The organism is Methylobacterium sp. ME121 (genome assembly GCF_000974725.1).
Classification (GTDB): domain Bacteria; phylum Pseudomonadota; class Alphaproteobacteria; order Rhizobiales; family Beijerinckiaceae; genus Methylobacterium; species Methylobacterium radiotolerans.
This window is the reverse complement of the sequence record NZ_BBUX01000040.1, coordinates 25,184-51,728: the sequence shown is the minus strand read 5'-3', so window position 1 is coordinate 51,728 and position 26,545 is coordinate 25,184. Positions and strand designations below refer to the sequence as shown.

Here is a 26,545-nt window from a genome sequence, read left to right as displayed (position 1 = left end):
GAGACCAAGCGGGTGATCCGCCGTCCCGGCATGCCGCTCAAGATCATCGCGCCGCCGAAGACCCCGAAATCTCCGGGCGGCGACCGGAACCGCGGCCGCCTGACCATCGCCAACGCGACCTCGGGCGAGGAGGAGCGCACGCGCTCCGTTGCCTCGTTCCGCCGCCGCCAGCAGCGGATGAGCGGCCGCGGCCACGTGGAGCAGAAGGAGAAGCTGTCCCGTGAGGTGACGATCCCCGAGACGATCACCATCCAAGAACTCGCCAACCGCATGTCGGAGCGGGCCGTGGACGTGATCCGTCTGCTGATGAAGCAGGGCCAGATCCACAAGATCACCGACGTGATCGACTCGGACACCGCCCAGCTCATCGCCGAGGAGCTCGGCCACACGGTGCGCCGCGTCGCCGAGTCCGACGTCGAGGAGGGCCTGTCCTCCGACGAGCCGGATCTGGAGGAGGATCTCGATCCCCGTCCGCCGGTGGTCACCATCATGGGACACGTCGACCACGGCAAGACGTCGCTGCTCGACGCGATCCGCAAGGCGAACGTGGTCGAGGGCGAGGCCGGCGGCATCACCCAGCACATCGGCGCTTATCAGGTCGCGTCGCCGTCCGGCGACATGATCACCTTCATCGACACGCCCGGCCACGCGGCGTTCACGTCGATGCGCGCCCGCGGCGCCAAGGTCACCGACATCGTGGTGATCGTGGTCGCGGCCGATGACGGCGTGATGCCCCAGACCATTGAGGCCATCCAGCATGCCAAGGCGGCGGGTGTCCCGATGATCATCGCGGTCAACAAGATCGACAAGCCGGATGCCAAGCCGGAGCGGGTCCGCACAGAGCTGCTGCAGCACGACATCCAGGTCGAGTCGATGGGCGGTGAGACCCTCGAGTTCGAGGTCTCGGCCAAGACCGGCGCCGGCCTGCCGCAGCTTCTGGAGGGTATCCAGATCCAGGCCGAGATCATGAATCTGCGCGCGAACGAGAAGCGCGACGGCGAGGGCACGGTCATCGAGGCCCAGCTCGACCGCGGCCGCGGCCCTGTGGCTACGGTTCTGGTCCAGCGCGGCACCCTGTTCACCGGCGACATCGTCGTGGCGGGCGCCGAGTGGGGCCGTGTGCGCGCCCTGATCGACGATCTGGGCGAGAACGTGCAGTACGCCGGCCCCTCGGTTCCGGTCGAGGTGCTGGGCTTCAACGGCACGCCGGACGCCGGCGACCGTGTGATCGTGGTGCCGAGCGAGGCCCGCGCCCGCGAGGTCACCGAGTACCGCGCCCGTCAGAAGCGCGAGCGCCAGAACGCGCGGACCGGCGGTGCCAACCGCTCGCTGGTCGACATGATGCGCGACCTCAAGGAAGGTGCCGGCCGCAAGGAGCTGCCGGTCGTCATCAAGGGCGACGTGCAGGGCTCGGTCGAGGCGATCTCGGGCGCGCTGGAGAAGCTCGGCAACGACGAGGTCGCGGCCCGCATCCTTCTGGCGGGTGTCGGCGGCATCACCGAGTCGGACATCACCCTGGCGCAGGCCTCGAAGGCGGTCGTCATCGGCTTCAACGTGCGCGCCCACAAGGAGGCCCGCGAGGCCGCCGAGCGGGCCGGCATCGAGATCCGGTACTACAACATCATCTACGACCTCGTGGACGACATCAAAGCCACGCTGTCGGGGATGCTGCCGCCGACGCTGCGCGAGGAGCGTCTGGGCGAGGCCACGATCCAGGAGGTCTTCGAGGTCTCGAAGGTCGGCAAGGTCGCGGGTTGCCGCGTCACCGACGGCATCGTGGAGCGGGGCGCCCATGTCCGCCTGATCCGCGACAGCGTCGTGATCCACGAGGGCAAGCTCAAGACGCTCAAGCGGTTCAAGGACGACGCGAAGGAAGTCACCTCCGGCCAGGAGTGCGGCATGGCCTTCGAGAACTTCGAGAACATGCGCGCGGGCGACGTGATCGAGTGCTACCGGGTCGAGGAGATCCGCCGCACCCTCTGACGCTCCGGACTCATCCGGACAGGGCGGCCGCGGCACCTGCCGCGGCCGTCTTTTCTTTTTCAGGACGTGCGCCGACCGCTCCGGCGGGCCGGCCCGAGACAGAATGGCTCAGAAACCGACCTCCACCGGCCCCTCGCAGCGCCAGCAGCGCGTGGCCGAACTCGTGCGGCACGCGCTCGCCGAGGTGCTCCAGCGGGGCGACATCCAGGATCCGGTGCTCGGCACGCATGTCGTGACCGTGCCGGAGGTGCGGATGTCGCCGGACCTGAAGCTCGCCACCGCCTACGTGATGCCGCTCGGCGGCCTCGACGAGGCGCCTGTGATCGCCGCTCTGGAGCGCCACCGGAAGGTGCTGCGCCAGGCGGTGGCCCGACGAGTGAACCTGAAATTCGCGCCGGAGCTGCGGTTCCGGCGGGACGAGACCTTCGACGAGGCGGCGCGCATCGACAGGCTGCTGCGGGACGAGCGGGTCCAGCGCGACCTCGACTCCGCGCCCGAGGACGACGAACCGGAGACCGGGACGGGGCATTGAGTCCCGATACCAAGCAGAAAGGGACGGGGCATCGACCCCGGGGGACACGCGGACATGACGGTTTCCATGGAAGATTTGCCGCCGGCCGAGCGCCAGGCTCCCCTGCCGAGCGCTGAGCGCCGCGGGCCGGAGGGGCGCCGTCCTCAGCGCGGGCCGCGTCCCGACCGGCCGAAGCGCCGGGACGTCTCGGGCTGGGTGATCCTCGACAAGCATGTCGGCATGACTTCGACCCACGCGGTCGCGGTGGTGAAGCGCGCCTTCAACGCCAAGAAGGCCGGCCATGCCGGCACCCTCGACCCGCTGGCCTCCGGCATCCTGCCGATCGCCCTCGGCGAGGCGACCAAGACCGTCCCGTTCGTGATGGACGGCCGCAAGGCCTACCGGTTCACCGTCCAGTGGGGCATCGAGACCGACACCGACGATGCCGAGGGGCGCCCCGTCGCGACGAGCGATGCCCGCCCGGACCGGGCGGCGGTCGAGGCGGCGCTGCCGGCCTTCGTGGGGGCGATCGAGCAGGTCCCGCCGCGCTACTCCGCCATCAAGATCCAGGGCGAGCGTGCCTACGACCTCGCCCGCGAAGGCGAGACCGTGGAGCTGGTCGCCCGGCCGGTGCAGATCGACCGGCTCGCGGTGGTCGAGCACGACGGCGAGCGCACGGTGATCGAGGCCGAGTGCGGCAAGGGCACCTACGTGCGGGCGCTGGCCCGCGATCTCGGGCGGATGCTCGGCTGCTACGGCCACGTGGCCGCCCTGCGGCGGACCCGCGTCGGGCCCTTCTCGGAGGCCGAGGCCTGCGCGGTCTCGGCCCTGACCGACGGCAGCCCCGAGGCCGCCCTCGCCTACCTGCGCCCCGTGGAGACGGCCCTCGACTCCATCCCGGAGGTCGCGGTGTCGCGCGATCTGGGCCTGCGCCTGATGCGGGGGCAGCCGGTCATCCTGCGGGGCCGCGACGCCCCCGTCGAGGGCAAGGCCTTCGCGACCTGCGCCGGCATCCTGGTCGCCGTGGGCGACGTGGAGCGCGGCGAGCTGATCCCGCACCGGGTCTTCCACCTCGGCGGGACGGCCCCCGGCCGCAGCGCCTGACATCCCGGCTCCGCGCCGCCCGGGCGGGCGGGCGCGGGGCTCCGGCCGGTGCAGGTCGGGCTGAGACGTGAGCGCGCAGGCGGAACGAACCTGAGCCGTGACGCTTTGGCCCCGGCGGACGGTCCGGGATGCTGATGCGCGAGCTCGACTACGACGTGGCGGTGATTGGTGCCGGGACCGCCGGCATCGCGGCCCATCGCGCCGCGACGGCGGCTGGGGCGCGTTCGGTGCTGATCGAGCGCGGACCCGGCGGGACGACCTGCGCGCGGGTCGGCTGCATGCCCTCGAAGCTCCTGATCGCCGCGGGCGCTGCCGCCCACGCGGCGCGCACCGCGGACCTGTTCGGCATCCGGATTCCGGAGGTCGCGGTGGACGGGCCCGCCGTGCTGCGGCGCCTCCGCGCGGAGCGCGACCGGTTCGTCGGCAGTGTCCTCGACGGCCTCGACGATCTCCCCGAGGGCGAGCGCCTCGACGGCACGGCCCGGTTCGAGGACGACCGTACCCTCCTGGTCGACGACGCGACCCGGATCCGCTTCCGGGCGGCGGTCATCGCCACGGGATCGAGCCCGATCGTCCCCGGGCCTCTGCGCGGCCTCGGCGCGTTCGTCCTCACCACCGACACCCTCTTCGAGATCCCCGACCTCCCGGCTTCGCTGGCGGTCCTCGGTGCCGGAGCCGTCGGAATCGAGATCGCGCAGGCGATGGCGCGGCTCGGCGTCGCCGTCACGGTGATCGACGCGGGCGACACCGTCGCCGGCCTGACCGAGCCCGACCTCGCCGGGCAGGCCGCCGCGATCTTCGGCGCGGAGCTGGATCTCCACCTCGGCGCCGAGCTCCGGAAGGCCGTTCCGGAAGGCGACGGCGTGTGTCTCCACTGGACCGACCGCGCCGGCCGCGAGCGGACCACGCGGGCGGCGCGGGTGCTGGCCGCCGCCGGCCGTTCTCCCAATCTGGAGGCCCTCCGGCTCGAGGCGACCGGTCTATGCCTCGAGCCCGAGGGCCTGCCGGCTTTCGACCGGCGCAGCCTCGTCTGCGCGGGGGCACCGATCCTGATCGCGGGCGACGTCGACGGCTGGAGGCCGGTGCTGCACGAGGCGAGCCGCCAGGGTGGGATCGCGGGTGCCAACGCGGCAGCCCTCGCGGCGGGCCGCCCGGTCGCGACCCCGGAGCCGTGGACGCGCCTCGCGATGGTCTTCACCCATCCCCAGGCGGCGGTGATCGGCGCGCCCTACGATCCGGAGGACGATCGACGGATTGTCGGCGCCCTGGATTTCTCGGATCAGGGGCGCGCCCGCGTGGAGGGGTTGAACCGCGGCGGCATGCGGATCTGGGCCGATCGGTCCGGGCGACTGCTCGGCGGCGAGATGCTCGGGCCGGCGGTGGAACACCTCGCGCACCTGCTCACCTACGCCGTCGCCGACGAGAAAACGGCCCAGGCCGTGCATGACCGGCCGGTATATCATCCTACGGTTGAAGAAGGGCTTACTAGTATTATGTCTAAGATGATACAGAGAAGCTGAGGCGTTGATCTTGCCGATATCACAAGCATTGCGCTCGGCCATTTCGGTCGCCATACCCCGCTGAATACGCCGGTTTCGTTCCTGATGCCGCCCAGTCAGATCCCCGATACGGACGTCGATCTCGACGCCATCGCGCCGGAGGCGCTCGACCGCCTGGACCAGGGCGTGATCGGCCTCGACCCGGCCGGCACCGTCGTGGCCTTCAGCGAGGGCGCGAGCGCGATCTCCGGGCTGTCGCGCGAGGCCGTCCTCGGGCGCGACTATTTCCGCGACGTGATGCCCGGCACGAACGTGCCGAGCTTCCGCGGCCGGTTCCTGGCGGGCGCGCGTCGCGGTGCCCTGGACGAGACCTTCGACTACGTCTTCGGCCGGCTGCCGCAGCCGCTCCGGGCCCGGATCCACATGCGTCACGGCCAGATCGGCGGCCTGCGCCCCGTGACGTGGCTGACCATCGATCCCGTCGAGAGCCTCGGGGCCGACCTGTCGCGCGAGGCGGTCCTGGCGGCGATCGGCCAGCGGGTGCGCGCCGAGCCCGTGGATGCCAGCATCTGCGAGCGCGAGCCGATCCACATTCCGGGCTCAATCCAGCCCAACGCCGTGATGCTCGCGGCCGATGCCGGAACTCTCTTGGTCGCGGCCTACTCGGCCAATGTCGGCGAGATCATCGACCCGATCGAGCCGCCGCTGGCGGGCCGGCCCCTGGCGGACGTGCTGCCGGCGGAGTTCGTCGCGGCGATCCGCGCCCGGCTCGCGAGCGGGACCCTCGACGACGGCGCCTCCATGCGCCGGACCCTGACCATCCCGGACCGCGGCGCCGCCTACCACGCCGTCGCCCACGCCCATGCCGGCCGCGTCATCGTCGAGCTCGAGCTGGAACCGGATTCGGCCGACGATTTCGCCACGGCGAGCCAAGTCGACACCGAACTCGCCGTGGGGCGCCTGCGCGAGGCCGGGACCCTGGCGGAGGCCGCCCGGATCGCGGCCCTCGAGATCCGCGCCCTCACCGGGTTCGAGGCGGTGCTGGTCTACCGCTTCGACGTGGACTGGAACGGCGAGGCCGTGGCGGAGGACAAGGTGCCCGGCTGGTCGCGCAGCCTGCTGGGCCTGCGCTTTCCCGCCTCCGACATTCCCGCCCAGGCCCGGGCCCTCTACACCAAGGCCAAGAGCCGCTTCGTCATCGACCGCGACAGCGTCCCGGTCGGGCTGGTCGCGGCGCCCGGGGCCGGAAACGGCCCGATCGACCTGACCTTCGCCCAGCACCGCACGCTCTCGCCGATCCACCTGGAGTACCAGCGCAACCTCGGCGTGAACGGCTCGATGTCGATCTCGATCATGGTCGAGGGACGGCTCTGGGGCCTGATGATCGGTCACCATCGCCGCCCGCACTACGTCACGCCGGAGACGCGCGCGGCCGCCACGGTGCTCACCGACGCCTTCGCCATGCGGGTGGAGGAAATCGAGTCGCGCCGGCTCTGGGCCGAGCGGCAGGCGCATCTCGACGTCGAGGGACGCCTCGTGCGCGGCCTGACCCGATCCGACGACTTCGTCGCCGCCCTGACCGCCGGGACGACGACGCTGCTCGACCTGTTCAGCGCCACCGGCGCCGGCATCGTCTCCGGCGAGCGGGTCACGCTGATCGGACGGACGCCGCCGGCCGAGATGGTGGCGGCGATCGCGGGCTGGCTGCGGGCGCGCGTGCCGGAGGGCGAGGTCGTCTACAGCAGCGACAGCTTCAGCGCCGACTATCCGGAGACCGGGCCGCATCGCGAGATCGCCAGCGGCCTGCTCTCGGCCTTCGTGGACGATTCGCGCGAGAACCTGCTGGTGTGGTTCCGGCCCGAGGTGCCCAGCACGGTCACGTGGGGCGGCGACCCGCGCAAGCCCGTCCTCGCCGGAAGCGGTCCCGTGGCGGTGCTGCCCCGCCGCTCGTTCGAGCGCTGGGTCGAGGAGCGCACCGGCTTCGCCGCGCCCTTCGCGGAATGGCAGGTCCAGCTCGCCGGCTCCCTGGCCGAGGCGGTCGAGGGCGTCGTGTTGCGCCAGCGGCGCAAGATCGACGAACTCACCGGCCTGCTCGCCGAGAAGGAGCGCCTGCTCGAGCAGAAGGATCTCCTCACGCGGGAGATCGACCACCGGGTCAAGAACTCCCTGCAGATCGTCTCGGCCTTCCTGCAGATGCAGCGGCGCCAGATCGCCGACGGCGAGGCCCGGCAGGCCTTCGCCGACACCTCCGCGCGGGTGATGAGCGTCGCGCGGGTGCACGACAGCCTGTACCAGGCGGATCGGTTCGACGAGGTCGATCTCGGCCAGACCATCGAGAGCCTGTGCAACGACCTCGCGGGGCTGGCCGGCGACGGGCACGCGGTCGACATGTCGGCGGAGCCCGGCCTGATGGTGCCCTACCGCAAGGCGGTGGCGCTCTCGCTGATCGCCACGGAACTCGTCACCAACGCCTTCAAGTACGCGGCGAACCCGGCCGGCGGCGGCCGTGTCGAGGTCAGCGTCTCGGCCTCCGGCCCCGGCGAGGTCCAGCTGCGCGTCTGCGACGACGGGGCCGGCCTGCCCGACGACTGGGCCGACGCCAAGGCGCGGAGCAAGGGCTCGGGCCTCGGCATGAAACTGATCCGGGCGATGCTCGACCAGATCAACGCCAAGCTCACCGTCGCCAACAATCCCGGCGCCTGCTTCACGATCACCGCGTGAGGTCCCGCGACGGCCTGCACGCGCGGCTGCGCGCCGCGACCGATCCGGCCCACCGGGCGCTGGAGGTGTCCCTCGACTGGCAGGCGCGGGTGGCGACGCTCGACGGCTACCGGGACCTGCTGGGGCGCCTCTACGGCTTCCACGCGGTCTGGGAGGCGGCCATCGGATCGGGACTCGCCGACGAGCCGTTCCTGGCGCCGCGGCGCCGTCTAGCGCTCCTCGCGGCCGATCTCGACCATCTCGGCCTCCGTCCGGACGCGGTCGCGGCGCTCCCGCGGCCGGCCGCTCCGGCTCTCCACGGGCCGGCCGCCGCCACGGGCGCGCTCTACGTGCTGGAGGGATCGACCCTCGGCGGGCAGCTGATCGGCCGGCACATCGCCGGCCTGCACGGATTCTCCGGCGCGGGGCTCGCCTATTACCGGGCGCACGGGCCCGCCGCGGGGGCGATGTGGGCCGCCTTCCGCGCGCGCCTGGACGCGTTCGGCGACGACCCGGCCGCGGAGGCCGCGCTCACCGGCGCGGCCGTGTCGACCTTCGCGGCGATGCGCGCGTGGCTCTGCCCGGTCCCGGACCTGCCGGCCGCTGCCTGAGCCGTTCGGGCGCCGCCGAGGGCGTCGCGCTCTCCCCCGGATGGACCATCAGCCGCGACGCCGCGGAAGTCGCGACGGGCGGGACTCGGCATGCCGGAACGCATGGACGCGGGCCGGCGCGGCGTTTGACGGCACCGGCCGGGACGGGCGTCAATGCCGCCCGCCGTCCCGACTGAGAGGTCCGTCCCGCAATGCTCGCCTTCGCGCTCTCCGCCCTGCTCGCCGTGCTGGCGGGCGCCGGCCTCGTCCTGCAGCAGATCCTGAACGCGAATCTGCGCGCGGGCCTCGACTCGGCGTCCTGGGCGGGCGTCTCCAGCTACGCGGTCGGTCTCGCCTGCATGGCGCTCCTCGCCGCCGCCCTGCGCGACCCGGTGCCGACCGCCGGCGCGGCGGAGCGGATCCCGTGGTGGACCTGGAGCGGCGGCCTGTTCGGCGCGGTGTTCATCGGCCTCGCGATCCTGCTCGTCCCGAAGCTCGGCGCCGCGACCTTCTTCGCCCTCCTGGTCACGGGCCAGATGCTCGCCTCGGTGCTGTTCGACCACGCCGGCCTGCTCGGCCTCGCGCAGCGGCCCGTCGACCTGCCGCGCCTCCTCGGGATCGCGCTCCTGATCGGCGGCGTCGTGCTGATCCGTCGCTAGGGCCGGATCACGGCGTCTCGGCCAGCAGGCCCTCGACGAAGGGGGCGAGTCCGGTGCGGCGCGCCCGCCGGAGACGCTCGGCCGCCAGGATCCCCTGGAGGGCCCGGAAGGCGTTCTGCAGGTCGTCGTTGACGATGACGTAGTCGTACTCGACCCAGCGCTGGATCTCCGTCCGGGCGTTGGCGAGACGCTTCTCGATCGTCTCGGCGGAATCCTCCGCCCGGCGCTCCAGGCGCTGGCGCAGCTCGGCCATGCTGGGCGGCAGGATGAAGACCGTCACCACGTCCTGGGCGAGCTTGGAGCGAACCTGCCGCGTGCCCTGGTAGTCGATGTCGAAGATCATGTCCCGGCCGGAGCCGAGCACCTTCTCCACTGGCCGCCGGGGCGTGCCGTAGAAGTTGCCGTGGACCTCGGCCCATTCGAGCAGGTCGTCGCGGTTGCGCAGGTCGTCGAACGCCTCGCGATCGATGAAGTGGTAGTGCCGCCCGTCGATCTCCGAGGGCCGCCGCCCCCGCGTGGTCACCGAGATCGACAGGTCGAGCGCCCAGCTCGGATCCTGCGCGATCGCCCGCGTCAGGGTGGTCTTCCCCGCCCCGGAGGGCGAGGAGAGGATCAGGATCAACCCGCGCCGCGCGATCGAGTCGGAGACGTTCCCGGCCGCCTCGGTCATGCGCGTGGCTCCCCGACGTTTCGCATCCGCATCCTCACGTCCCGATCCGGCATCGTGCCCGGCATCACTCGATGTTCTGCACCTGCTCGCGGAACTGCTCGACCACGGCCTTCAGGTCGAGTCCGATCCGCGACAGGCTTATATCGTTGGCCTTGGCGCACAGGGTGTTGGCCTCGCGGCCGAATTCCTGGGCCAGGAAGTCCAGCCGCCGGCCGATCGCCCCGCCGGCCGCCAGCAGGTCCCGGGCGCTCGCCACGTGGGCGCGGAGCCGGTCCAGCTCCTCGCGGACATCCGCCTTGCCGGCGAGCAGCATCGCCTCCTGGTGCAGGCGGTCCGGGTCGAGGCCGCTGCCGCCGAGGGCCGCGACGGCCGCCTCCAGGCGCGCCCGCACGGCCTCGGGCTGGCGGGCCGGATTCTCCTCGGCCGCCTGGGTCAGCGCGGCGATCCGCTCGACCTGGCCGGTGACGACCTGCTCGAGCTGGCGCCCCTCGGCGCGGCGGGCCTCGACGAGATCCGCGACCAGCTGGACCACGCCCGCGGCCAGATCCCGGGCGAGGGTGTCGGTGTCGGCCGCCTCGTCCTCGACCTCGATCACGCCGCGCACGCCGAGCAGCCCGTCCATCGTGGCGGGGGCCACGCCCTCGGGGACCGGCACCCGGGCCACCGCCTGGGCGAGGCTCGCCAGGAGCGTCTCGTTGATCCGCACCCGCGCGGTCGTCTCCGGCTTGGTGAGGGTCAGCGTCAGCTGGCACTGTCCGCGGGTCAGGGTCTTCTGCAGGGCGGTGCGGGCGGTCTCGCCGAGCCCGTCGTAGCCGGCCGGCACGCGGGTGCGCACGTCGAGGCCGCGCCCGTTGACGCTGCGGACCTCCCAGGCCCAGTGCACCGGTCCGGCACTGCCCGCCGTCCGGGCGAAACCGGTCATGCTCGCGATCTGGGCCACGCCGACCCCCGTCTCCTCGAAGATCGGGGCCTGTAGCACGGATCTCTCCGAGGGGAAGAGGCCGGTCGCCGCCGTCGCGCCGCGACCGGCACCGCGCGACCCGTGCAAGGCGACCGCAGGCTCGGCCCTGTAGGGCGGTGCGGCCGGGACGCGCCGGGATCCTTGCCCGACCGGGGATGGCTGTCCGCGACCGTGACCGCGGCCGCGCGCCCGTCGTCATCGCCCGGTCGGGCTCGCCACGTTTCCGCTGTCGTGTCGCGCGGCCGACGTTGCATTTGGCAGTGAAGGTGTGCTCGAAATCTCGCACGTTTGCACATGACCTCGGATGGCGCATGCCGCGATCAGTATTGGGGTGGGCCGCGCTCAAGCCGTTCGGGATGTCCGCGCTGGGCGTCGGCATCTGGGAGGATGCGCCGCACGAGGGCTGGGTGCGCGGCGATGCGACGATGGCGCGGATCTTCGGCCTGAGCGAGGCCGAGGCGGCGGAGGGGATTTCCTGGGAGCAGCTCTCCGCGATCTTCCACCCCGAGGATCTCGCCCGGGATCAGAGCGAGCGCCGCCGCGTGCGCGAGGAAGGCGGCCTCTTCGCCTGGGAGCACCGCATCGTGCCCGCCCCGGGGCTCGTGCGCTGGGTCCTGGCGCGCGGCCGGTTCGAGCGGCGCCCGGACGGGCACGTCTACGGCCGCGGCATCGTGATCGACATCACCGACAGCCGGATCGACGGCCCGCTCGAGCCGCCGGCCGGCTTTCTCGGCGCCCCGGCCGAGCAGGGTACCGCGGTCGAGCGGATGGCGGATTACGCGATGCGCCTGTGGGAGATGGTCGGCGATCTCGGGCCCGACGAGGCGGCTCGGGTTCAGCCGCTGCTCGAGGCCCTGCTGTATGAGCTGGGACGCCAGATCGCGGCCTCCCTGTCGGGCAGCCCTCCGGACGTGGCGCGGCGTCCTCGGAATCCGAAGGCGCACTGAGGCCGGCGCGACGGCGTCGCGGCCGGCGCCGCTCCCTAGCGGCGACCCCGGGGCGCCGGCGCCGGCTCGCTCAGGGTCGGGACCGTCTTGGGCGAGCCCAGGTCGTAGGTGCGGTTCTTGAGCGGATCGAGGCGCGTGCCCTCGGAGGCGTCGAAGGCGCGCGTGCCCGGCGTGCCGGTATCCAGGGCGAAGGCCGCGTTGGTGTTGATCCCGTTGCCCGCGGGGGCGCCGCCCGGCGCGTAGGCCGAGGCGCGGCCGGGCGTCGCCGGATCGGGGCCCGGCTCGACCTTGTCGACGGCGTCCGGCGGCGCCTGCCGGCTCTTCTCCACCGCCCGCCAGCGGGCGACGTTGCGCTGGTGCGCCTCGAGGGAATCGGCGAAGGCGTGGCCGCCGGTGCCGTCCGCCACGAAGTACAGATCCTTGGTCCGGGACGGGTTGGCCACCGCCTCCAGGGCGGCGCGGCCGGGATTGGCGATCGGGCCCGGCGGCAGGCCCTCGATCACGTAGGTGTTGTAGGGGGTCGGCCGGTCGATCTCGGAGCGCAGGATGCCGCGGCCGAGGGTGCCGCGCCCGCCCACGAGCCCGTAGACGATCGTGGGATCGGATTGCAGCTTCATCCGCTTGTTGAGGCGGTTGATGAAGACGCCGGCCACCCGGGGCCGCTCGTCGGCGCGGCCGGTCTCCTTCTCGACGATCGACGCGAGGGTGACCATCTCGGCCGGGGTCCGCACCGGCACGTCGGCGCTGCGCCGCAGCCAGATCTGGTTCAGGACCTCGCGCTGCTTGGCCTTCATCAGGTTGACGATCTGCTGCCGGGTGGCGCCGCGCTCGAACTTGTAGGTGTCTGGCAGGAGCGAGCCCTCCGGGGGAATCTCGTTGATCTCGCCGGCGAGCACGTCGTTGTCGTTGAGGCGGTTGACGATCTGCTCGGAGGTCAGGCCCTCCGGGAAGGTGATGGCGTGCTGGACCTGCCGGCCCGTGGCGATCGTGTCGAGCGCGTCGGAGATGCTCGCGTGCGCCTTGAAGACGTACTCGCCGGCCCGCAGCGCCGGCCGGCCGCCGAAGCGGGCGGCGAACTCGAACAGGCCGGTATGGTCGATCACGCCCTCGCGCTTGAGGGTCTCGGCGATCTCGGCCGTTCCGCTGTGGGTCGGGATGACCACGACCTTGTCGGCCGCGAGCGGTCCCGGCTCGCGCACCTGCCGCTGGAACAGCGTGATCCCGATCATCGCCGCGATGGCGATGACGACCGCGAAGGTGAGGGCGCCGCTGATCAGGCCCACGAGCCCGCTCCGCTCGCGCTCGGGCTTCTCCGGCGGCGGGGGCGCGACCGTCGGCTTGATCGCCTCGCCGGGCGAGCGCGGCGACAGCCGCTGCGGCAGGGCGGGCTCGTCCGTCGGATCCTGCGCGGTGGTCTCGGGCGCGGGCGTCTTTGAGCGGCGGAAGAACATCGGGATCCTGTCTGGGCCCGCGCGACCCGTCACGCGTCGCGGGCCGGGATCGGCTGCCCGCAACCGGGTGCGCACGTCGAGGGCTCTAACCCTAGTCGGGTTTGTGGCGAAATTGCCGTTCCGCGGCGCGATAGGCGCCGGCTGGCGCGCTCAGCCCGGGGGCTGGCAGGTGGCGCAGAAGAAGGTCGAGCGGTTGGCCTGCACGATGCGGGTGATCGCGCCGGCGCATCCCGGCCGGCTGCAGGGCAGGCCGACCCGGTCGTAGACCCGGAAGGCGTGCTGGAAGGCGCCCGCGCTGCCGTCCGTGTGGGCGTAGTCGCGCAGGGTCGAGCCGCCGGCCTTCACGGCCTCCTCGAGGACCTGCACGATCGCCTTGGCCAGGGCGTTGGCCTCGGGCGTCGGGCGCCCGTCCGGCCGGGCGAGGCTCCCGGCCGGGGCCTCCGGATGCAGGCGCGCCCGGTGCAGCGCCTCGCACACGTAGATGTTGCCGAGGCCCGCGATCAGGCGCTGGTCGAGCAGGGCGGCCTTCAGCGGCGCGATCTTGTGCCGGAAGAGCCGCGCGATCACCGCCCCGGTCAGTCCGTCGAGGGGTTCCACGCCCATCCGGGCGAAGTGGCGGCAGGCCGCGAGCTCCGCGCTCGGGACCAGATCCATGAAGCCGAAGCGGCGGGCGTCGTTGTAGGTCACCGTGGCGCCGGTGCTCATCGCCATCACCACGTGGTCGTGCTTGGGCGTGCCCTGGGCGCCCTCGAGGTAGAAATCCCCCGGCGACAGGTTGCTGCCGTCGGGCAGGGCCACGTCGAAGCGGCCGCTCATGCCGAGATGCATGACCAGCGTCTCGCCGGAATCGAGCGCGGCGGTGAGGTACTTCGCCCGGCGCGCGAGGCCCGTGACGGTCCGGCCCTCGAGGCGGGCGGCGAAGCGCTCGGGGAAGGGGAAGCGCAGGTTGGCCCGGCGCAGGGTGACGCGGCTGAAGCGCGCGCCGACCAGGGCGGGCGCCAATCCCCGCCGCACGGTCTCGACCTCGGGAAGCTCCGGCATCTCTCTCGCGGCTTTCGCGTGCGCGGCGCCCGGTGCGCCGGCCCCGGATATCGGCGGGATCGGCCCGGGCCGCAACCGCGCGGAACCGGCGCGGTTTGCCGCGCGGCCCCTGACGAGGCCCGCCCTACCGGCGGCGCAGGCGAACGTAGAGCGCGCCGCCGCCGCCGTGGTGGCGGGCAGCCTCCTCGAAGCCGAGGACGATGCCGCGCAGATCCGGCCCCCGCAGCCAGTGCGGCACGCTGCGGCGGAGCACGCCCCGTTCGGAGAAGGCGTCCGCGTAGCCCGGCCCGCCCTTGCCGGTGACGACCAGCACGTAGGAATGCCCGGCGGCCCGGGCGCGGAGCAGGAATCCCGTCAGCGCGGCGTGGGCCTCGGCCTGCACCATCCCGTGCAGGTCGATCCGCGCCTCGATCGCGAGCCGTCCCCGGCGCAGGCCGAGCTTGGCGGTCCGCTCCAGCCCCGCGGTCGGCGCGTGCCGCTGCGGGGGGGCTTGGTACGGCAGCGCGGTGGCCGGGCGCGGCGGCTCGGGCGCCGGCTTCGGCGGATGCTTCGGCCGCGGCGTCTTGGCGGCCGGCGGCGCGCTGGGCTTCAGGATCGGAGCCGAGAGGGCCGGCATGGTGGCGGTCGGGCCCGGCCCTGGCGGAGGCGCTTCGGGCATCGGGGCTGCGCGGCCCGGCAACGGGGTCACCAGCTTGGCGATCGCGTCCCAGAGCCGGGCCTCGCCCGCGGTGAGGCGGCGCCCGCGGCGCGGGGCCCTCACGGCGCGGCTCCGGATGCACCGCCGCGACGCGGCAGCAGGACCACGAAACCCACGGCGTCGCGGAGGTTTCCGGCGACCGCCCCGGCCTCCGGACCGGTGCCGACGAAGAGGTCGCCGCGGGCGGGGCCGACGATCGCCGAGCCGGTATCGGCGGCGACGACGAGGCGCCCGGCCGTGTCCGGCGCGCCGGCTTCCGCCTCCGCGGGGAGCGGACCCGCGAGCCAGAACGGCAGGCCGTAGCGCCAGAGGGTCGAATCCACCGCCAGGCTGCGGCCCGGACTGAGCGGGGCGTTCGCGGCGCCCGGCGGCCCGAGGGCCGGGTCGGCGACCGGGGCGAGGCGGAAGAAGATGTAGGAGGCGTTGGCGCGGATCAGGCGCTTGGCGGTCTCGGGATGGGCGCGCAGCCAGCCGGTCCAGCGGGCGAGCGTCAGTCCTTCCAGGGGCAGGTGGCCCTCCTGGACGATCAGCTTGGCCACCGCCGTGTACGGGCGGCCGTTGCGGCCGTCGTAGAGCACCCGGACCGCGCGCCCGTCCGGCAGCCGGACGCGCCCGGAACCCTGGACCTGCAGGACCAGCAGGTCGACCGGGTCGCGCAGCCACAGGATCGGCTTCGCGCGCGCGCCGAGGGCACCGTCCTCGATCGCGGCGCGGTCGGGGTAGGGGGCGAACCCGTCCGCCGTGGCCCGGGCGGCGCGCAGGCCGGGATCGAGCCCCGGGCGGGTCTCGCCGGGGCCGAGGGAGATCAGGTCGTCGGGGCGGGCGAGCACCGGCGTCGGGAAGTCCGGGCCCGGCTCGAGGGAGCCCGTGAGTTCCGGCTCGAAATAGCCGGTCAGGAAGCCGGGTCGGTCCGCGCCGGGCCGCGCGACGCGGAACGCCGCGAACCGGTCCCGGAAGAAGGCGGCCGCGTCCGGCACGGGGTCGGCGGCGGCCGCGCAGGCCTCGGCGAGGGCCGCCGGATCCCCCGCGACGCCGTCGGGCTGGGGCAGGGCGGGCGGCGGAGCCGCGCAGACCCGGCGGAAGGCGGCGAGCGCCGCGTCCGCCCGCGCGCCGGGGAAGCCCGGCAGGTCGGCCGCGGCGACGGGGATCAGCACCGCGTCGCCGACCGCCGCCGGCGCGGCGGACACGGCCTGGCTCAGGAGGGACGCGAGGAGGGCGGCCGGGACTGCTCCGGACCGGGCGCGGGGGATCGGCACGGCGAGATCGTCACGGCACGCCGGTCACGGGCTCAGGCGCCGGCCTCGGTGGCCACGAGTTGCCAGTTCGGATCCCGCGAGCCGAGCGTGCGGGCGAAGGTCCAGACATCCGGCACCTCGACCACCGTCTCGGCGCTGCCGTCCACCACCTTGCCGTCGGCGTTGCGGGTGGCGGTGATCAGGTTCGACAGGAAGCGCACGGTGACGTGCGCCACGCGGTTGCGCACCTCGACGGCGACGATCTCGGCCTTGTCGATCGACACGAAGGTGGTCTCGAGCGTCTGCCGGTTGCGCTCGCGCTCCGCGATCGCCCGCTCGAACGCCTCGCCGACCTCCTTCGACAGCAGGCCGCGCAGGGTCTTCCGGTCACCCTTGGCGAACGCGATCATGATGGCTTCGTAGGCGGATTTCGCGCCCTCGATGAAGGCGCGGGGATCGAAGCTGGGCTCGGCCTGGATGCAGGCCTCCAGGCCGCGGGCGACCTCGGATCCCGGCTCGGCGATGCCCCGCCAGTCCCGCGGCGCGGCGGCGGGCGGCGGCGCGGCCTGGACCCGGTCGGCACCGGGCAGGCGCACGACGTTGTCGCCGTCGGAGCGCGCCTGCGGCTCGGTGCGGCTGCGGTCGACCGGCTTGAACGGGGAGCGCTCCGCCCCCGTCTTCTGGCCGAGCACGGAGCGCAGACGCCAGATCACGAAGACGGCCAGCGCGAGGAAGATGATCGTCGTAACGTCGAAACTGTCCTGCATCACCGATCCGATGGTGGCCGCGGCGAGACCCTGTGCCCCTTGCTCAGGCCACGCGCGGTGCGGCGCCGGCTAAGCGCGCAGAGGTCTGGCCGACTCATATCCGACCAACGCGTCGGGAGCGAGCCGGTTGTGTCGGCCGGACGATCGAACCCACGCGTCAATTGCGATACCGGCCGATATGGGTCGCGGGGGCCGCGGGCGCCAGCGCCGCGCCCGCTCGCTCGCTTGTCCAGGCTCGGCCCGCGTGTTAGCGGCCCTGCCGTTTGGGCAGTTCCGCGGCGTGATCCAGCCGCTCCCGCCGCGACAACAACCCGCGCCGGCCCTGCCGGTCGATCGAGAAGGATGATCCGCATGGCCGATTCCCCGGCAGCGAACGGCAACGGCGGCGGCATGCCGCAGGGCGATGTGCCGACCATCAATGCCCTGGCGCAGTACACGAAGGATCTCTCCTTCGAGAACCCGAACGCGCCGCGCTCGCTCCAGCCCAAGGAGGGCCAGGGGCCGCAGATCAACATCCAGGTGAACGTCAACGCGCAGCAGCTCTCCGAGACCGATTTCGAGGTCGAGCTGAAGCTCGAGGGCGACGCCAAGATCCAGAACGAGGTGCTGTTCGCCTTCGAGGTGACCTATGCCGGCGTGTTCCGGCTCCTCAACATCCCGGCCGACCAGATCCATCCGGCGGTGATGATCGAGTGCCCGCGCCTGCTCTTCCCCTTCGCCCGCCAGATCGTGGCCGAGGCGGTGCGCAACGGCGGCTTCCCGCCGCTGTACATCGATCCGATCGATTTCGTCGGCCTCTACCGGCAGAAGGTGATGGAGCAGCAGGGCGCCCAGGGCCCGCTCGCTTCCTGAGTCAGGACGCGCCGGCGGCCGCTCAGCGGCCGCCGGGACCGCGATAGGCCCCCGTCAGCGCGCGCAGGGCCGCCGCTGGGCGCCCGGCCGGGCGGCGAGCGCCTCGGCGTCCGGGTGACGCTGCCGAGATCGACCACGCGTGTCGGATCCCGGCCACGGACCCGACGATCTCGGGATCCGGCGCCGCGACCGCCCCGTCATCGTCCAGATCCGCGCCAACGCCGCGCAGGGCACGGCGCAGAAGCGCGCCCCCTGCGCCGCGGTGAGCCGCAATCTCGCCCGCGACCCCGGCGTGGCACCGGCGGACGTCTTCATCAACTCCGTCGAGGTCAGCGCGGAGGCCCGATCGCTCGGGAACGGGCCGATGCAGGACGGGCCCCGGAGCCGTGAGGCCGGCGCGGCGAAGCCGCCGCGGGCGCGGTGCGGCGATGGCGGCCACGATCCGGGCTTGACCGTTCCGGGGGCGGAGTACAGGTCCGGGGCCCGAAACGGCTCCAGGATCGCATGGCCCCCACCGCAAACCTCGCCCTGATCAACCTGTTCATCGGAGACATCCAGGGCGGCCTCGGACCCTTCCTCGGGACCTGGCTGGCGCAGTCGGCCTCGTGGAGCCCGGCCCGGGTCGGGTTCGTCATCACGCTGGTCGGATTCGGCACGCTGTTCCTGAGCGGTCCGTTCGGCGCCCTGGTTGACCGGTTCCCGCGCCCGCGCCTGCTGATCGCGCTGGCCTGCGGGGCGATCCTGGTGGGGACGCTGCTGCTCCTGCCGGCCCGCAGCTTCCCGGCGGTGCTGGGCGCGCAGCTCCTCGCCGCGGCCGGCGGCACGCTGCTGCTGCCGGCCGTCGCGGCGCTGACCCTGGGCATCGTCGGGAAGGACCGGTTCCCCGCGCAGCAGGGGCGCAATCAGGCCTTCAATCACATCGGCATCCTGATCGCGGCGGGCGGCATCAGCCTCGGCACCGGCTATTTCGGGCCCGCGATCGCCTTCTGGGTGCTCGGCGGCATGGCGCTGGCGGCGATCGTCGCGACGGTGACGACGCCGGCCGGAGCCTGGAACCGCCGCCGCGCCGTCGGCTGGAAGGAGGACGATGCCGACGAGCCGGAGCGCAGCGGCATCCGCCAAGTCCTGGGGAACCGCCGCCTGCTGGTGCTGACCGTGGCGCTGACCCTGTTCAATCTCGGGAACGGCGGCATGCTCTCGCTGCTCGGCCAGAAGCTGGTCGCGACCGCCTCCGACGCGACGACCTGGACGGCCCGCTACGTCATGGTGGCCCAGCTGGTGATGGTCCCGGTGGCGCTGTTCGCCGGATCGCTCGCCGACAGACGCGGCCGCCGCCAGCTGCTCATGGTCGCCTTCGCGGTCCTGCCGGTGCGGGCGCTCCTGTCCGGCCTGATCGACGATCCGGTCTGGCTGATCGCCGCCGAGGTGCTGGACGGCGTCGCCTCGGGCATCGTCGGGGTGGCGGTGCCGGTGGTGGTCGCCGACCTGACCTGGGGATCCGGCCGGACGCAGACGGCCCTCGGGAGCGTCAACGCCGTGCAGGGCGTCGGCGGGGCGCTGTCGGGCTGGTACGGCGGCCTGTCCTACGGGCTGTTCGGCTGGACCGGCGCCTTCCTGGCCCTCGGCGTGCCGGCGCTCGTTGCCCTCGCGCTGGTGATCTGGCTCGACGCGACGCCCGAACCCGGCCGACGCCGCCGCCGGCGGGAGCGGCGCGGCGCCGCCGTTCAGGGAGCCTGAATCGGCCGCGCCGTCGCGGCCTCGCGTCCGGACGGCGGGGCACCGAACGACTGATGTCTGACATGCGGGAGCCCGGCCCCAGGGCCGGGCTTCGGGACAGCGTCGCGGCCGAGGGTCAGCCGATATGCGGGCTGCCCGTGGCGGCCGGGAAGCGGTCGGCCAGGGCGCGGCGCAGCTTCTCCAGGGCCCGGTTCTCGATCTGGCGGACGCGCTCCTTGGAGATGCCGAGCCGCTGGCCGAGGGCCTCCAGGGTCGCCTGATCCTCGGCGAGGCGTCGCTCGCGCAGGATGCGCAGCTCGCGCTCCGACAGGACCGTCAGGGCCTGCTGGAGCCAGCTCAACCGACGCTCGCCGTCGACCGTGGCGCTCACGGTCTCGTCCGGCAGGTCGGCGCCGTCGACGAGGAAGTCCATCCGCTCGGAGGAGGCGTCGCTGTCCTCGCCCACGGGCGCGTTGAGCGACATGTCGGGCCCGGACAGGCGCGCGTCCATCAGGGCGACGTCGTCGCGGGAGACACCGATGGCGCTGGCGATGCGGCGGTGGATCTCGTCGCCGACATGCTCCTCGGTGGACTGCATCAGCCGGGCGCGCAGCCGGCGCAGGTTGAAGAACAGGGCTTTCTGCGCGGAGGACGTGCCGCCGCGCACGATCGACCAGTTGCGCAGGATGTAGTCCTGGATCGAGGCGCGGATCCACCACGTCGCGTAGGTCGAGAAGCGGACGTCCCGCTCGGGCTCGAACCGGGCCGCGGCCTCCATCAGGCCGACATGCCCTTCTTGGACGAGATCGGCCATGGGCAGGCCGTAGTGACGAAAACGCCCCGCCAGGGCGATGACGAGGCGCATATGGGCCGAGATCAGACGGTGGAGGGCCCGCTCGTCGCGCTCGTCCTTCCAGCGGACGGCGAGGCCGCGCTCTTCTTCCCGGGCCAGGAAGGGTGCCTCCATGGCAGTCCGTATGAACTGCCGTCGAATTCCCGCGATCTCAGCCATCCGCCTGCCTCTTGTTGTCGAGTGCTGTTGCGGCGTCGAGCCAATAGCCCGACGCGCAGGCGCCACCGGGGGGCGACGCCAGGCAACCGACAACGGAAGGCAAAACGCGAAAGTTCCGTCCCGATGCCCCACAATGCGACAGTCGGGCGGCCACGAAATCGTGTTCTGTCCCGATCAGATGGGATCCGGCCCTGCGCCGTCCAGGCCGCAAGTCCCGAAACGACCGCGTTCAGCGCTTCGGTCCGGCCCGCCAGACACAAAAAACCCGGCCACCTGGGCCGGGTTCGATGCCGTTCGCGGAGAGAGGCGCCTCAGGCGGCCTCCTCCTGGATGTCGTCGCCCTCGCTGTCCCCGTCGGCCTCGGCCTCGGGCTCCGCCTCGCTCTTGGCGCGGCGGGGCGACTTGGCGAGGCTCTGCTCGATCAGCTTCAGGGCCTCGGTCTCGGTGATGCGGTTCACCGACGAGATCTCGCGCACGATCCGATCCAGCGCGGCCTCGTAGAGCTGACGCTCGGAGTAGGACTGCTCCGGCTGGGCCTCGGACCGGAACAGGTCGCGCACGACCTCGGTGACGGCGAGCAGGTCGCCCGAGTTGATCTTGGCCTCGTATTCCTGCGCGCGGCGCGACCACATGGTGCGCTTGATCCGGGCGCGGCCGGTCAGCAGGTCGAGGGCCTTCTTCACCAGTTCCGGCTCGGCGAGCTTGCGCATGCCGACGCTGTTGGCCTTCGCGGTGGGGACGCGCAGGACCATCTTGTCCTTCTCGAACGATACGACGAACAGCTCAAGCTTGTAGCCGGCGATCTCCTGCTCCTCGATCGCGGTGATGCGACCGACGCCGTGGGCCGGATACACGACAGCCTCGCCGGTCTTGAAGCCCTGCCGGCCTGCGGTCGTCGTCTTCTTGGCTGTGGTCATGCGAGAAGGGCCTCCACTGGCGCGCAGCGTTCGGCGCCGCGCGAAACCGTGTTCTTCCGGGCGGGACACCCGGTCTGCCTCGCCGCTCCCGGACCCGGCGCCGAGCGCACGAATCCGGACGTTCCCCGGCGCGGCCGTGCGAACGCCTGGCCCGTCCGCCGAAGTCTCCTTCAGCGGTCGGGCGCGTACTACTCCTAACCCACGAAATTCGAAGGCGTTTCGGCCGGAGGGAGCACGTCAGGCGCGAGCGACGGCAGGCAGATTGTCTACCACAATCCGGCGCGCAGATCAAAGCATCCCTGAAGACGCACGCGCGGACCGAGCGCGGCGCCAAAGAGTTTTACACTGGTGCGGCGGGACAGGAATGACCTGGCCGCGTATCAGGGCTTCGTATGACGCAGCCCCGCCGCGCGGTTCAGCGGCGGGACGGGCTCGGCAGATCTTCCTGCGATCTGGAGAGCGAGCCGCGGACCGACGCCAGAACCTGCGAGGCCGGACTTCAGTCGCCCGAGCCGGGGTTGGGCGAGAAATGCGCCTCGAGCTTCCCGGTCTTGCCGTCCCACTCCTTGGCGTCGGCCGGGGCTTCCTTCTTCTGCGTGATGTTCGGCCAGCTCTTGGCGTAGTCGGCGTTCAGCTTCAGCCACGTGTCGAGGTTCGACTCCGTGTCGGGCTTGATCGCCTCGGCCGGGCATTCCGGCTCGCAGACGCCGCAGTCGATGCACTCGTCCGGGTGGATGACGAGCATGTTCTCGCCTTCGTAGAAGCAGTCCACCGGACAGACCTCGACGCAGTCCGTGTACTTGCACTTGATGCAATTGTCGGTGACGACGTAGGTCATCGGATGTCTTCGTCCTAAAACTCGACTTGGCCCGGGCGGAGCCTGGAGACGGCCCGCGCGCCCGGAGGGTGCTGCGAGGGGAACGCCGGTGAGACACGGCACGGAGCCGGGCCTCGGAGGCCCACGGCTCTAGACGCTGCCTCCCGGACTGACAAGCGTGCGGGCGCCGCATGGGTTCGTGCCGGGTCGCTCGCGCGGCCGCTGTGGCCCGGCCTCATCACTCGGATGGCCCCTCCGGGCCGGCCTCGACCGACAGGGCACCGCCCGACAGGTCGTCGTAGAGCAGCCGCGCCTCCGGCGCCGGGCCGCGGCGCAGGCCGAGACCGAGCACCCGCACCGCCAGCGTCGCGTGCGGCGCGGCCACCGTCACCACGTCGCCGACGCCGATGGCCTTCGCGGGGTTCTCGGCCCGGCTGCCGTTCACCCGCACGAAGCCGTCGGAAGCCAGCCGCGCCGCGAGCGACCGGGTCCGCGCGAACCGCGCGAACCACAGCCACTTGTCGAGGCGCTGCCGGTCCTCGCGCATCCGCCGCGGGTCAGCGCTTCCCGCCGTCGCCGGCCTCGAGCTGCGCCTTCAGGGCCGCGAGCTTGGCGAACGGCGAATCCGGGTCGGGCGCCCGCTCGCGCCGCGGCGGCCGCTGGTCGGGCCGCGGGCCGGAATGGCGCTGCTCCGCGTTGCGCTGGTCGTCGCGGCGCTCCGGCCGCCCACCCTCGAACCGGTCGCGGCGCGGACCGCGATCCCGGCCGGGACGCGGGCCGTCGCCCTCGGCCCGGCGCTGCTCGGGCCGGCCGCCCTCGGGCCGACCCTGTCCCGGGTGCTGGCCCTGCTGGCCGCCGTCACGGCCCCGGCCGCCCCCGCGAGGGCGGTTCTGCGGGCGCTGGTGAGCCGGGCGCTGGTGGCGCTGCAGGCGCCAGACCTCGATCTGCGGGATCTCGGCGGCACCCTCGCCCTCGGCACCCGAGGCGTCCGCCGTGTCGGCCGCGGCGGGCTGCGGCTCGGCGGCGATCTCGGGCGCGGTCTCCTCGGCGGATGCGGCCGGGGGCTCGGCGATGGACTCGGCGATGGGCTCGGCGGCCCCGTCGGCCGGCTGCTCCGCCCCGGCGTGGAGCGCGTCGGTCGCGGAGGCCTCGGCCGCGGAGGCCTCGGTCGCGGGCGACGCGGCAGCCTCCTCGACGGGCGCGCCGGCCGCGTCGTCCGGAACCTCGCCCACGGCGGGCGCCGCCTCGGCTTCGGCGGCCGGGGCTTCCTCGGCCGCGGGAGCGTTGTCGGCGGCGGTCTCGCCCTCGGCGTCCGGAACCTCGTCGCCGACCGGCTCGGCGGCGTCCGCCTGCGCGGCGACGGCCTCCTCGGAGGATGCCTCGGCAGCGACGGCCGGTGCCGCCGGCGCGGTGGCGGCGGCGGGGACGAGCGGCACCGTGATGGCCGGGCCGGGGCGCGCTTCGGCCGTGTAGCCGAGCGACTTCAGGATCGAGGCGAAATCCTCGCCCGAGCAGCCGACCAGGGAGGTCATGCCGACGGTGGCCACGAAGCCGTCGCCGTCGGCCGTGCCGTCCGGCGGTGCGCCCGGGGTGGTGCCGGGCCGGTAGGCGATCGCCGGGCGGATCAGGTCGGCGAGCCGCTCCAGGATGTCGACGCGCACCGCCCGCTCGCCGCTGACCCGGAAGCCGGCGGCGCGGTAGAGGCCCTTGGCGATCTCGCGATCGACCTTGATCGAGGTGCGGCCGGAGCCGGCGAGATGCGCGATCTCGTCGAGTCCGCGCTGGTCGAGGCCGCCGTTGCGCAGGGCCCAGAGCTGGGCCGCGAGCGTGCGGGGCGCCGGCTTCAGCAGGGCCGGCAGGAAGATGTGGTAGGCGCCGAAGCGGACGCCGTGGCGGCGCAGGGCCCCGCGGCCGTCCTGGTCGAGGCTGCGCATCTCGTGCGCCACCTTCGAGCGCTCCAGGACGCCGAGCGCCTCGACCACCTGGTAGCCGATCCCCTTGGCGAGGCCGGTGAGGTCGGCCGCGGTCTCGATCTCCATGAGCGGGCCGAGCAGCCGCACGATGTAGGCCTTCAGCCACGCGTCGAGGCGGCCCTCGACCTTCTCGCGATGCGCGCCGGTCAGGCTGTCGTCCGCCAGCAGACGGATCTGCGGGGCGAACAGCTTCTCGCCGGGCGTGAGCTTGGCGACGGGCGCGCCGGTCCAGCGGATCGTGCCGTCGTGCGAGAGCACGAGGGTCGAATCGGCGGCCGCGGCGAATCGCTCGGCCCGCGCCTCGATCTCGCCCGCGAGCGCCTTCTCGGCGGCGCTCCTCAGTGTCTTTGCCTCGTGCCCCTCGGCGCTGGCATCGGGAACGAACAGGAATCCGTGAAGGTGGCCGACATGCTGACCCTCGACGGTGACGTCACCGTCGGCGGTGATCTGGGCTTCGAGCATCGTGTTCTCTCTCAGGCGCCGCATCAGGACGCTTGTGCGCCGGTCGACGAAGCGGCTCGCGAGGCGTTCGTGCAGGGCGTCGGACAGCCTGTCCTCTACCCGACGCGTCTCGCCCTGCCAATGTTCTGGGTCGCGCAGCCAGTCGGGACGGTTCGCCACGAAGGTCCAGGTGCGCCCCTGCGCGATCCGGCGGGACAGCGTGTCGATGTCGCCGTCGGTCCGGTCGATCATCGCGACCTGCTCGGCGAACCACGTGTCGGGGATGCGGCCCGCCATGCCCTTCATGAGGAACCGGTAGAGCTGGGCCACGAGGTCGGCGTGCACCTGCGGGTGGACCTTGCGGTAATCCGGGACGCCGCAGACGTCCCACAGGCGGCGCACCGCGGCGGCGCTGCGCGCCATGTCGCGGATGTCGTCCTCCTTCATGAGGATCTCGAGGGCCTGCTGATCCTCGCCCATCGGGGCGCGGGTCAGGCCCGATTCGCGCGGGTGCTCGTCGAGGCTCGCCTGCAGGCCGTCCAGGCTGCCGAAGGTGAGATCCGGGTTGCGCCACTGCAGGATGCGCAGGGGATCGAAGTCGTGGCTCTCCAGCCGCTCCACCAGCTCGGCCTCGAACGGCGGGCAGCGGCCGGTGGAGCCGAAGGTGCCGTCCGAGAGGTGGCGCCCCGCGCGCCCCGCGATCTGGCCCATCTCGGCGGGCGTGAGCTTGCGGAAGCGGGTGCCGTCGTACTTCCAGTTGGCCGCGAACGCGACGTGATCGACGTCGAGATTGAGGCCCATCCCGACCGCGTCGGTGGCCACGAGGTAGTCGACGTCGCCCGCCTGGTACATCTCGACCTGGGCGTTGCGGGTCCGCGGCGACAGGGCACCGAGCACCACCGCGGCGCCCCCGCGCTGGCGGCGGATCAGCTCGGCGATCGCGTAGACCTCCTCGGCCGAGAACGCCACGATGGCGGTGCGCCGGGGCAGCCGCGACAGCCGCTTCTCCCCCGCGAAGGTGAGCTGCGAGAGCCGCGGCCTGGTCGTGGTGTGGACGTTGGGGATCAGGTCCTGGACCAGCGGCAGCATGGTCGAGGAGCCGATCAGCAGGGTCTCCTCCCGGCCGCGGACGTAGAGCAGGCGGTCGGTGAAGACGTGGCCGCGATCCATGTCGGCGGCGAGCTGGATCTCGTCGATGGCCACGAACGCCACGTCGAGGTCCCGCGGCATCGCCTCGATGGTGCAGATCCAGTAGCGCGGCCGGTCCGGCTTGATCTTCTCCTCGCCGGTGACGAGGGCGACCTTCTCGGGGCCCACCTTCGCGACGACGCGCAGGTAGACCTCCCGGGCGAGCAGCCGCAGGGGCAGCCCGATCATGCCGGTCGGGTGCGCGAGCATCCGCTCGATGGCGAGATGCGTCTTGCCGGTGTTGGTCGGCCCGAGGACCGCGGTGACGCCGCGGGCGCGGGCCTCGCGGGACAGCGAGCGACTGGACGTGGGGCGGAGCAGCGCGTCGATGGTCGGCGGTTCCTTCGAGCGGGAAGGCCGTCGCGGCGCCGTCGCGGCGCGGGCGGGGAGGCGGGTCCGACCGGCCGGCCGCGTCGGGGACGTTAGGGCCGGTACGGTCCTCCCCCATATGGGATGCCGCCGCCGCCAGGTCCAATCTGCGGCGTGATCATCGGGTAGATATCGATCTGCGTCGTCGGGGTGCCCGGCTGCGGCGCGAGGTCGGCGCAGAGCGTGTCGGGAGTCGCGACGAGGGGACCGCGGCGGGGCGGCCTGTTCTCGACCACTTCGGCCGACGAGAAGGCGTCACCGCCGCAGCCCGGATCGGCGGATCCGGCGCTCAGGGGCTGTGCGGCGGCCGGGCCTGCGAGCGCGGCCAGGGCGAGGGCGATTCGGAGGGCAGGCGAGCACATCCGGGCATTATCGCCGGGAACGTGAAGATTCCCTCCACCCGCGCGGCTGCGGGCCTCGCCGCGTGCGTCCCCACCGGCACGGC

The 26,545-nt window shown here is 72.9% G+C and carries 23 protein-coding genes; 11 read left to right on the top strand and 12 right to left on the bottom strand.

Translation table 11 applies throughout. From position 1 onward, the window contains the following. The 7 genes from infB to ME121_RS21450 form a co-directional block, all read left to right on the top strand. A partial coding sequence (infB, locus tag ME121_RS21480; protein ID WP_059409561.1) for a translation initiation factor IF-2 occupies positions 1-1,983 on the top strand: 1,983 nt, incomplete at its 5' end. 103 nt (positions 1,984-2,086) lie between these two features. Beyond that, on the top strand, positions 2,087-2,515 hold the full coding sequence (rbfA, locus tag ME121_RS21475; RefSeq protein WP_012320660.1) for a 30S ribosome-binding factor RbfA: 429 nt from the start codon (positions 2,087-2,089) through the stop codon (positions 2,513-2,515). A 66-nt stretch (positions 2,516-2,581) separates the two neighbouring features. Further along, positions 2,582-3,598, top strand: coding sequence for a tRNA pseudouridine(55) synthase TruB (gene truB / locus ME121_RS21470; protein ID WP_024829159.1), 1,017 nt, complete (start codon positions 2,582-2,584; stop codon positions 3,596-3,598). A 134-nt stretch (positions 3,599-3,732) separates the two neighbouring features. Beyond that, complete coding sequence (locus ME121_RS21465) at positions 3,733-5,118, top strand: dihydrolipoyl dehydrogenase (protein ID WP_059409560.1); 1,386 nt, start codon at positions 3,733-3,735, stop codon at positions 5,116-5,118. A gap of 84 nt (positions 5,119-5,202) precedes the next feature. After that, positions 5,203-7,818 carry a histidine kinase dimerization/phosphoacceptor domain -containing protein gene (locus ME121_RS21460; RefSeq protein WP_012320657.1) on the top strand — a complete coding sequence of 872 codons (2,616 nt, stop codon included), beginning with the start codon at positions 5,203-5,205 and terminating at the stop codon, positions 7,816-7,818. After that, complete coding sequence (locus ME121_RS21455) at positions 7,815-8,408, top strand: biliverdin-producing heme oxygenase (RefSeq protein ID WP_012320656.1); 594 nt, start codon at positions 7,815-7,817, stop codon at positions 8,406-8,408. Before ME121_RS21460 ends, ME121_RS21455 begins: the two co-directional genes overlap by 4 nt. A gap of 191 nt (positions 8,409-8,599) precedes the next feature. After that, entirely contained in the window at positions 8,600-9,046 is a 447-nt protein-coding gene (locus tag ME121_RS21450; protein ID WP_012320655.1) for a DMT family transporter, read from the top strand. 7 nt (positions 9,047-9,053) lie between these two features. Here the strand turns inward: ME121_RS21450 and gmk are convergent, their stop codons facing one another. Then, positions 9,054-9,716 carry a guanylate kinase gene (gene gmk / locus ME121_RS21445; protein WP_012320654.1) on the bottom strand — a complete coding sequence of 221 codons (663 nt, stop codon included), beginning with the start codon at positions 9,714-9,716 and terminating at the stop codon, positions 9,054-9,056. A gap of 64 nt (positions 9,717-9,780) precedes the next feature. After that, entirely contained in the window at positions 9,781-10,638 is an 858-nt protein-coding gene (locus ME121_RS21440; protein ID WP_041372727.1) for a YicC/YloC family endoribonuclease, read from the bottom strand. Between the two features lie 194 nt (positions 10,639-10,832). On the opposite strand from ME121_RS21440, the gene ME121_RS21435 reads away from it, so the two are divergent. After that, positions 10,833-11,624 (top strand): PAS domain-containing protein, encoded by a 792-nt coding sequence (locus ME121_RS21435; protein ID WP_245295814.1) that lies wholly within the window; start codon positions 10,833-10,835, stop codon positions 11,622-11,624. 35 nt (positions 11,625-11,659) lie between these two features. Here ME121_RS21435 and mltG read toward each other — a convergent pair whose 3' ends face one another. From mltG to ME121_RS21410, 5 genes are all read right to left on the bottom strand, one after another. Then, the gene (gene mltG, locus ME121_RS21430; protein ID WP_012320651.1) at positions 11,660-13,075 is read right to left on the bottom strand and encodes an endolytic transglycosylase MltG; all 1,416 of its coding nucleotides are present in this window, start codon (positions 13,073-13,075) and stop codon (positions 11,660-11,662) included. A 150-nt stretch (positions 13,076-13,225) separates the two neighbouring features. After that, positions 13,226-14,116, bottom strand: a complete 891-nt coding sequence (gene mutM / locus ME121_RS21425; RefSeq protein ID WP_012320650.1) for a bifunctional DNA-formamidopyrimidine glycosylase/DNA-(apurinic or apyrimidinic site) lyase — start codon at positions 14,114-14,116, stop codon at positions 13,226-13,228. A 124-nt stretch (positions 14,117-14,240) separates the two neighbouring features. Continuing rightward, the gene (locus ME121_RS21420; RefSeq protein ID WP_029361227.1) at positions 14,241-14,876 is read right to left on the bottom strand and encodes a Smr/MutS family protein; all 636 of its coding nucleotides are present in this window, start codon (positions 14,874-14,876) and stop codon (positions 14,241-14,243) included. Beyond that, positions 14,873-16,069 carry a murein transglycosylase A gene (gene mltA / locus ME121_RS21415; RefSeq protein WP_059409559.1) on the bottom strand — a complete coding sequence of 399 codons (1,197 nt, stop codon included), beginning with the start codon at positions 16,067-16,069 and terminating at the stop codon, positions 14,873-14,875. Before mltA ends, ME121_RS21420 begins: the two co-directional genes overlap by 4 nt. Positions 16,070-16,101: 32 nt before the next feature. Continuing rightward, positions 16,102-16,815 carry a Tim44/TimA family putative adaptor protein gene (locus ME121_RS21410; RefSeq protein WP_012320647.1) on the bottom strand — a complete coding sequence of 238 codons (714 nt, stop codon included), beginning with the start codon at positions 16,813-16,815 and terminating at the stop codon, positions 16,102-16,104. Between the two features lie 351 nt (positions 16,816-17,166). Between ME121_RS21410 and secB the strand changes: the two genes are divergently transcribed. From secB to ME121_RS21395, 3 genes are all read left to right on the top strand, one after another. Continuing rightward, positions 17,167-17,667 carry a protein-export chaperone SecB gene (gene secB, locus ME121_RS21405; RefSeq protein ID WP_012320646.1) on the top strand — a complete coding sequence of 167 codons (501 nt, stop codon included), beginning with the start codon at positions 17,167-17,169 and terminating at the stop codon, positions 17,665-17,667. 139 nt (positions 17,668-17,806) lie between these two features. Further along, positions 17,807-18,199 (top strand): tautomerase family protein, encoded by a 393-nt coding sequence (locus ME121_RS33970; protein WP_083743806.1) that lies wholly within the window; start codon positions 17,807-17,809, stop codon positions 18,197-18,199. Next, entirely contained in the window at positions 18,172-19,404 is a 1,233-nt protein-coding gene (locus ME121_RS21395; protein WP_012320645.1) for an MFS transporter, read from the top strand. Before ME121_RS33970 ends, ME121_RS21395 begins: the two co-directional genes overlap by 28 nt. A gap of 115 nt (positions 19,405-19,519) precedes the next feature. Here the strand turns inward: ME121_RS21395 and ME121_RS21390 are convergent, their stop codons facing one another. The 5 genes from ME121_RS21390 to ME121_RS21370 all read right to left on the bottom strand — a co-directional run bounded on the left by ME121_RS21390 (position 19,520) and on the right by ME121_RS21370 (position 26,052). Continuing rightward, on the bottom strand, positions 19,520-20,395 hold the full coding sequence (locus ME121_RS21390; protein WP_012320644.1) for an RNA polymerase factor sigma-32: 876 nt from the start codon (positions 20,393-20,395) through the stop codon (positions 19,520-19,522). A gap of 311 nt (positions 20,396-20,706) precedes the next feature. Next, entirely contained in the window at positions 20,707-21,312 is a 606-nt protein-coding gene (locus ME121_RS21385) for a CarD family transcriptional regulator (protein ID WP_012320643.1), read from the bottom strand. A gap of 499 nt (positions 21,313-21,811) precedes the next feature. Beyond that, on the bottom strand, positions 21,812-22,150 hold the full coding sequence (gene fdxA / locus ME121_RS21380; RefSeq protein ID WP_012320642.1) for a ferredoxin FdxA: 339 nt from the start codon (positions 22,148-22,150) through the stop codon (positions 21,812-21,814). A gap of 217 nt (positions 22,151-22,367) precedes the next feature. Then, on the bottom strand, positions 22,368-22,676 hold the full coding sequence (locus ME121_RS21375) for an RNA-binding S4 domain-containing protein (protein WP_012320641.1): 309 nt from the start codon (positions 22,674-22,676) through the stop codon (positions 22,368-22,370). 10 nt (positions 22,677-22,686) lie between these two features. Continuing rightward, complete coding sequence (locus ME121_RS21370; RefSeq protein WP_408902621.1) at positions 22,687-26,052, bottom strand: helicase-related protein; 3,366 nt, start codon at positions 26,050-26,052, stop codon at positions 22,687-22,689. Positions 26,053-26,545: the final 493 nt, after the last annotated feature.

Coding starts and splice junctions, on each gene's coding strand:
- rbfA (WP_012320660.1), top strand. CDS start 2,087: ATGGCTCAGAAACCGACCTCCACCGGCCCCTCGCAGCGCCAGCAGCGC.
- truB (WP_024829159.1), top strand. CDS start 2,582: ATGGAAGATTTGCCGCCGGCCGAGCGCCAGGCTCCCCTGCCGAGCGCT.
- ME121_RS21465 (WP_059409560.1), top strand. CDS start 3,733: ATGCGCGAGCTCGACTACGACGTGGCGGTGATTGGTGCCGGGACCGCC.
- ME121_RS21460 (WP_012320657.1), top strand. CDS start 5,203: ATGCCGCCCAGTCAGATCCCCGATACGGACGTCGATCTCGACGCCATC.
- ME121_RS21450 (WP_012320655.1), top strand. CDS start 8,600: ATGCTCGCCTTCGCGCTCTCCGCCCTGCTCGCCGTGCTGGCGGGCGCC.
- gmk (WP_012320654.1), bottom strand. CDS start 9,716: ATGACCGAGGCGGCCGGGAACGTCTCCGACTCGATCGCGCGGCGCGGG.
- ME121_RS21440 (WP_041372727.1), bottom strand. CDS start 10,638: ATGACCGGTTTCGCCCGGACGGCGGGCAGTGCCGGACCGGTGCACTGG.
- ME121_RS21435 (WP_245295814.1), top strand. CDS start 10,833: ATGGCTGTCCGCGACCGTGACCGCGGCCGCGCGCCCGTCGTCATCGCC.
- mltG (WP_012320651.1), bottom strand. CDS start 13,075: ATGTTCTTCCGCCGCTCAAAGACGCCCGCGCCCGAGACCACCGCGCAG.
- mutM (WP_012320650.1), bottom strand. CDS start 14,116: ATGCCGGAGCTTCCCGAGGTCGAGACCGTGCGGCGGGGATTGGCGCCC.
- ME121_RS21410 (WP_012320647.1), bottom strand. CDS start 16,815: ATGCAGGACAGTTTCGACGTTACGACGATCATCTTCCTCGCGCTGGCC.
- secB (WP_012320646.1), top strand. CDS start 17,167: ATGGCCGATTCCCCGGCAGCGAACGGCAACGGCGGCGGCATGCCGCAG.
- ME121_RS21395 (WP_012320645.1), top strand. CDS start 18,172: ATGGCCCCCACCGCAAACCTCGCCCTGATCAACCTGTTCATCGGAGAC.
- ME121_RS21390 (WP_012320644.1), bottom strand. CDS start 20,395: ATGGCTGAGATCGCGGGAATTCGACGGCAGTTCATACGGACTGCCATG.
- ME121_RS21385 (WP_012320643.1), bottom strand. CDS start 21,312: ATGACCACAGCCAAGAAGACGACGACCGCAGGCCGGCAGGGCTTCAAG.
- fdxA (WP_012320642.1), bottom strand. CDS start 22,150: ATGACCTACGTCGTCACCGACAATTGCATCAAGTGCAAGTACACGGAC.
- ME121_RS21375 (WP_012320641.1), bottom strand. CDS start 22,676: ATGCGCGAGGACCGGCAGCGCCTCGACAAGTGGCTGTGGTTCGCGCGG.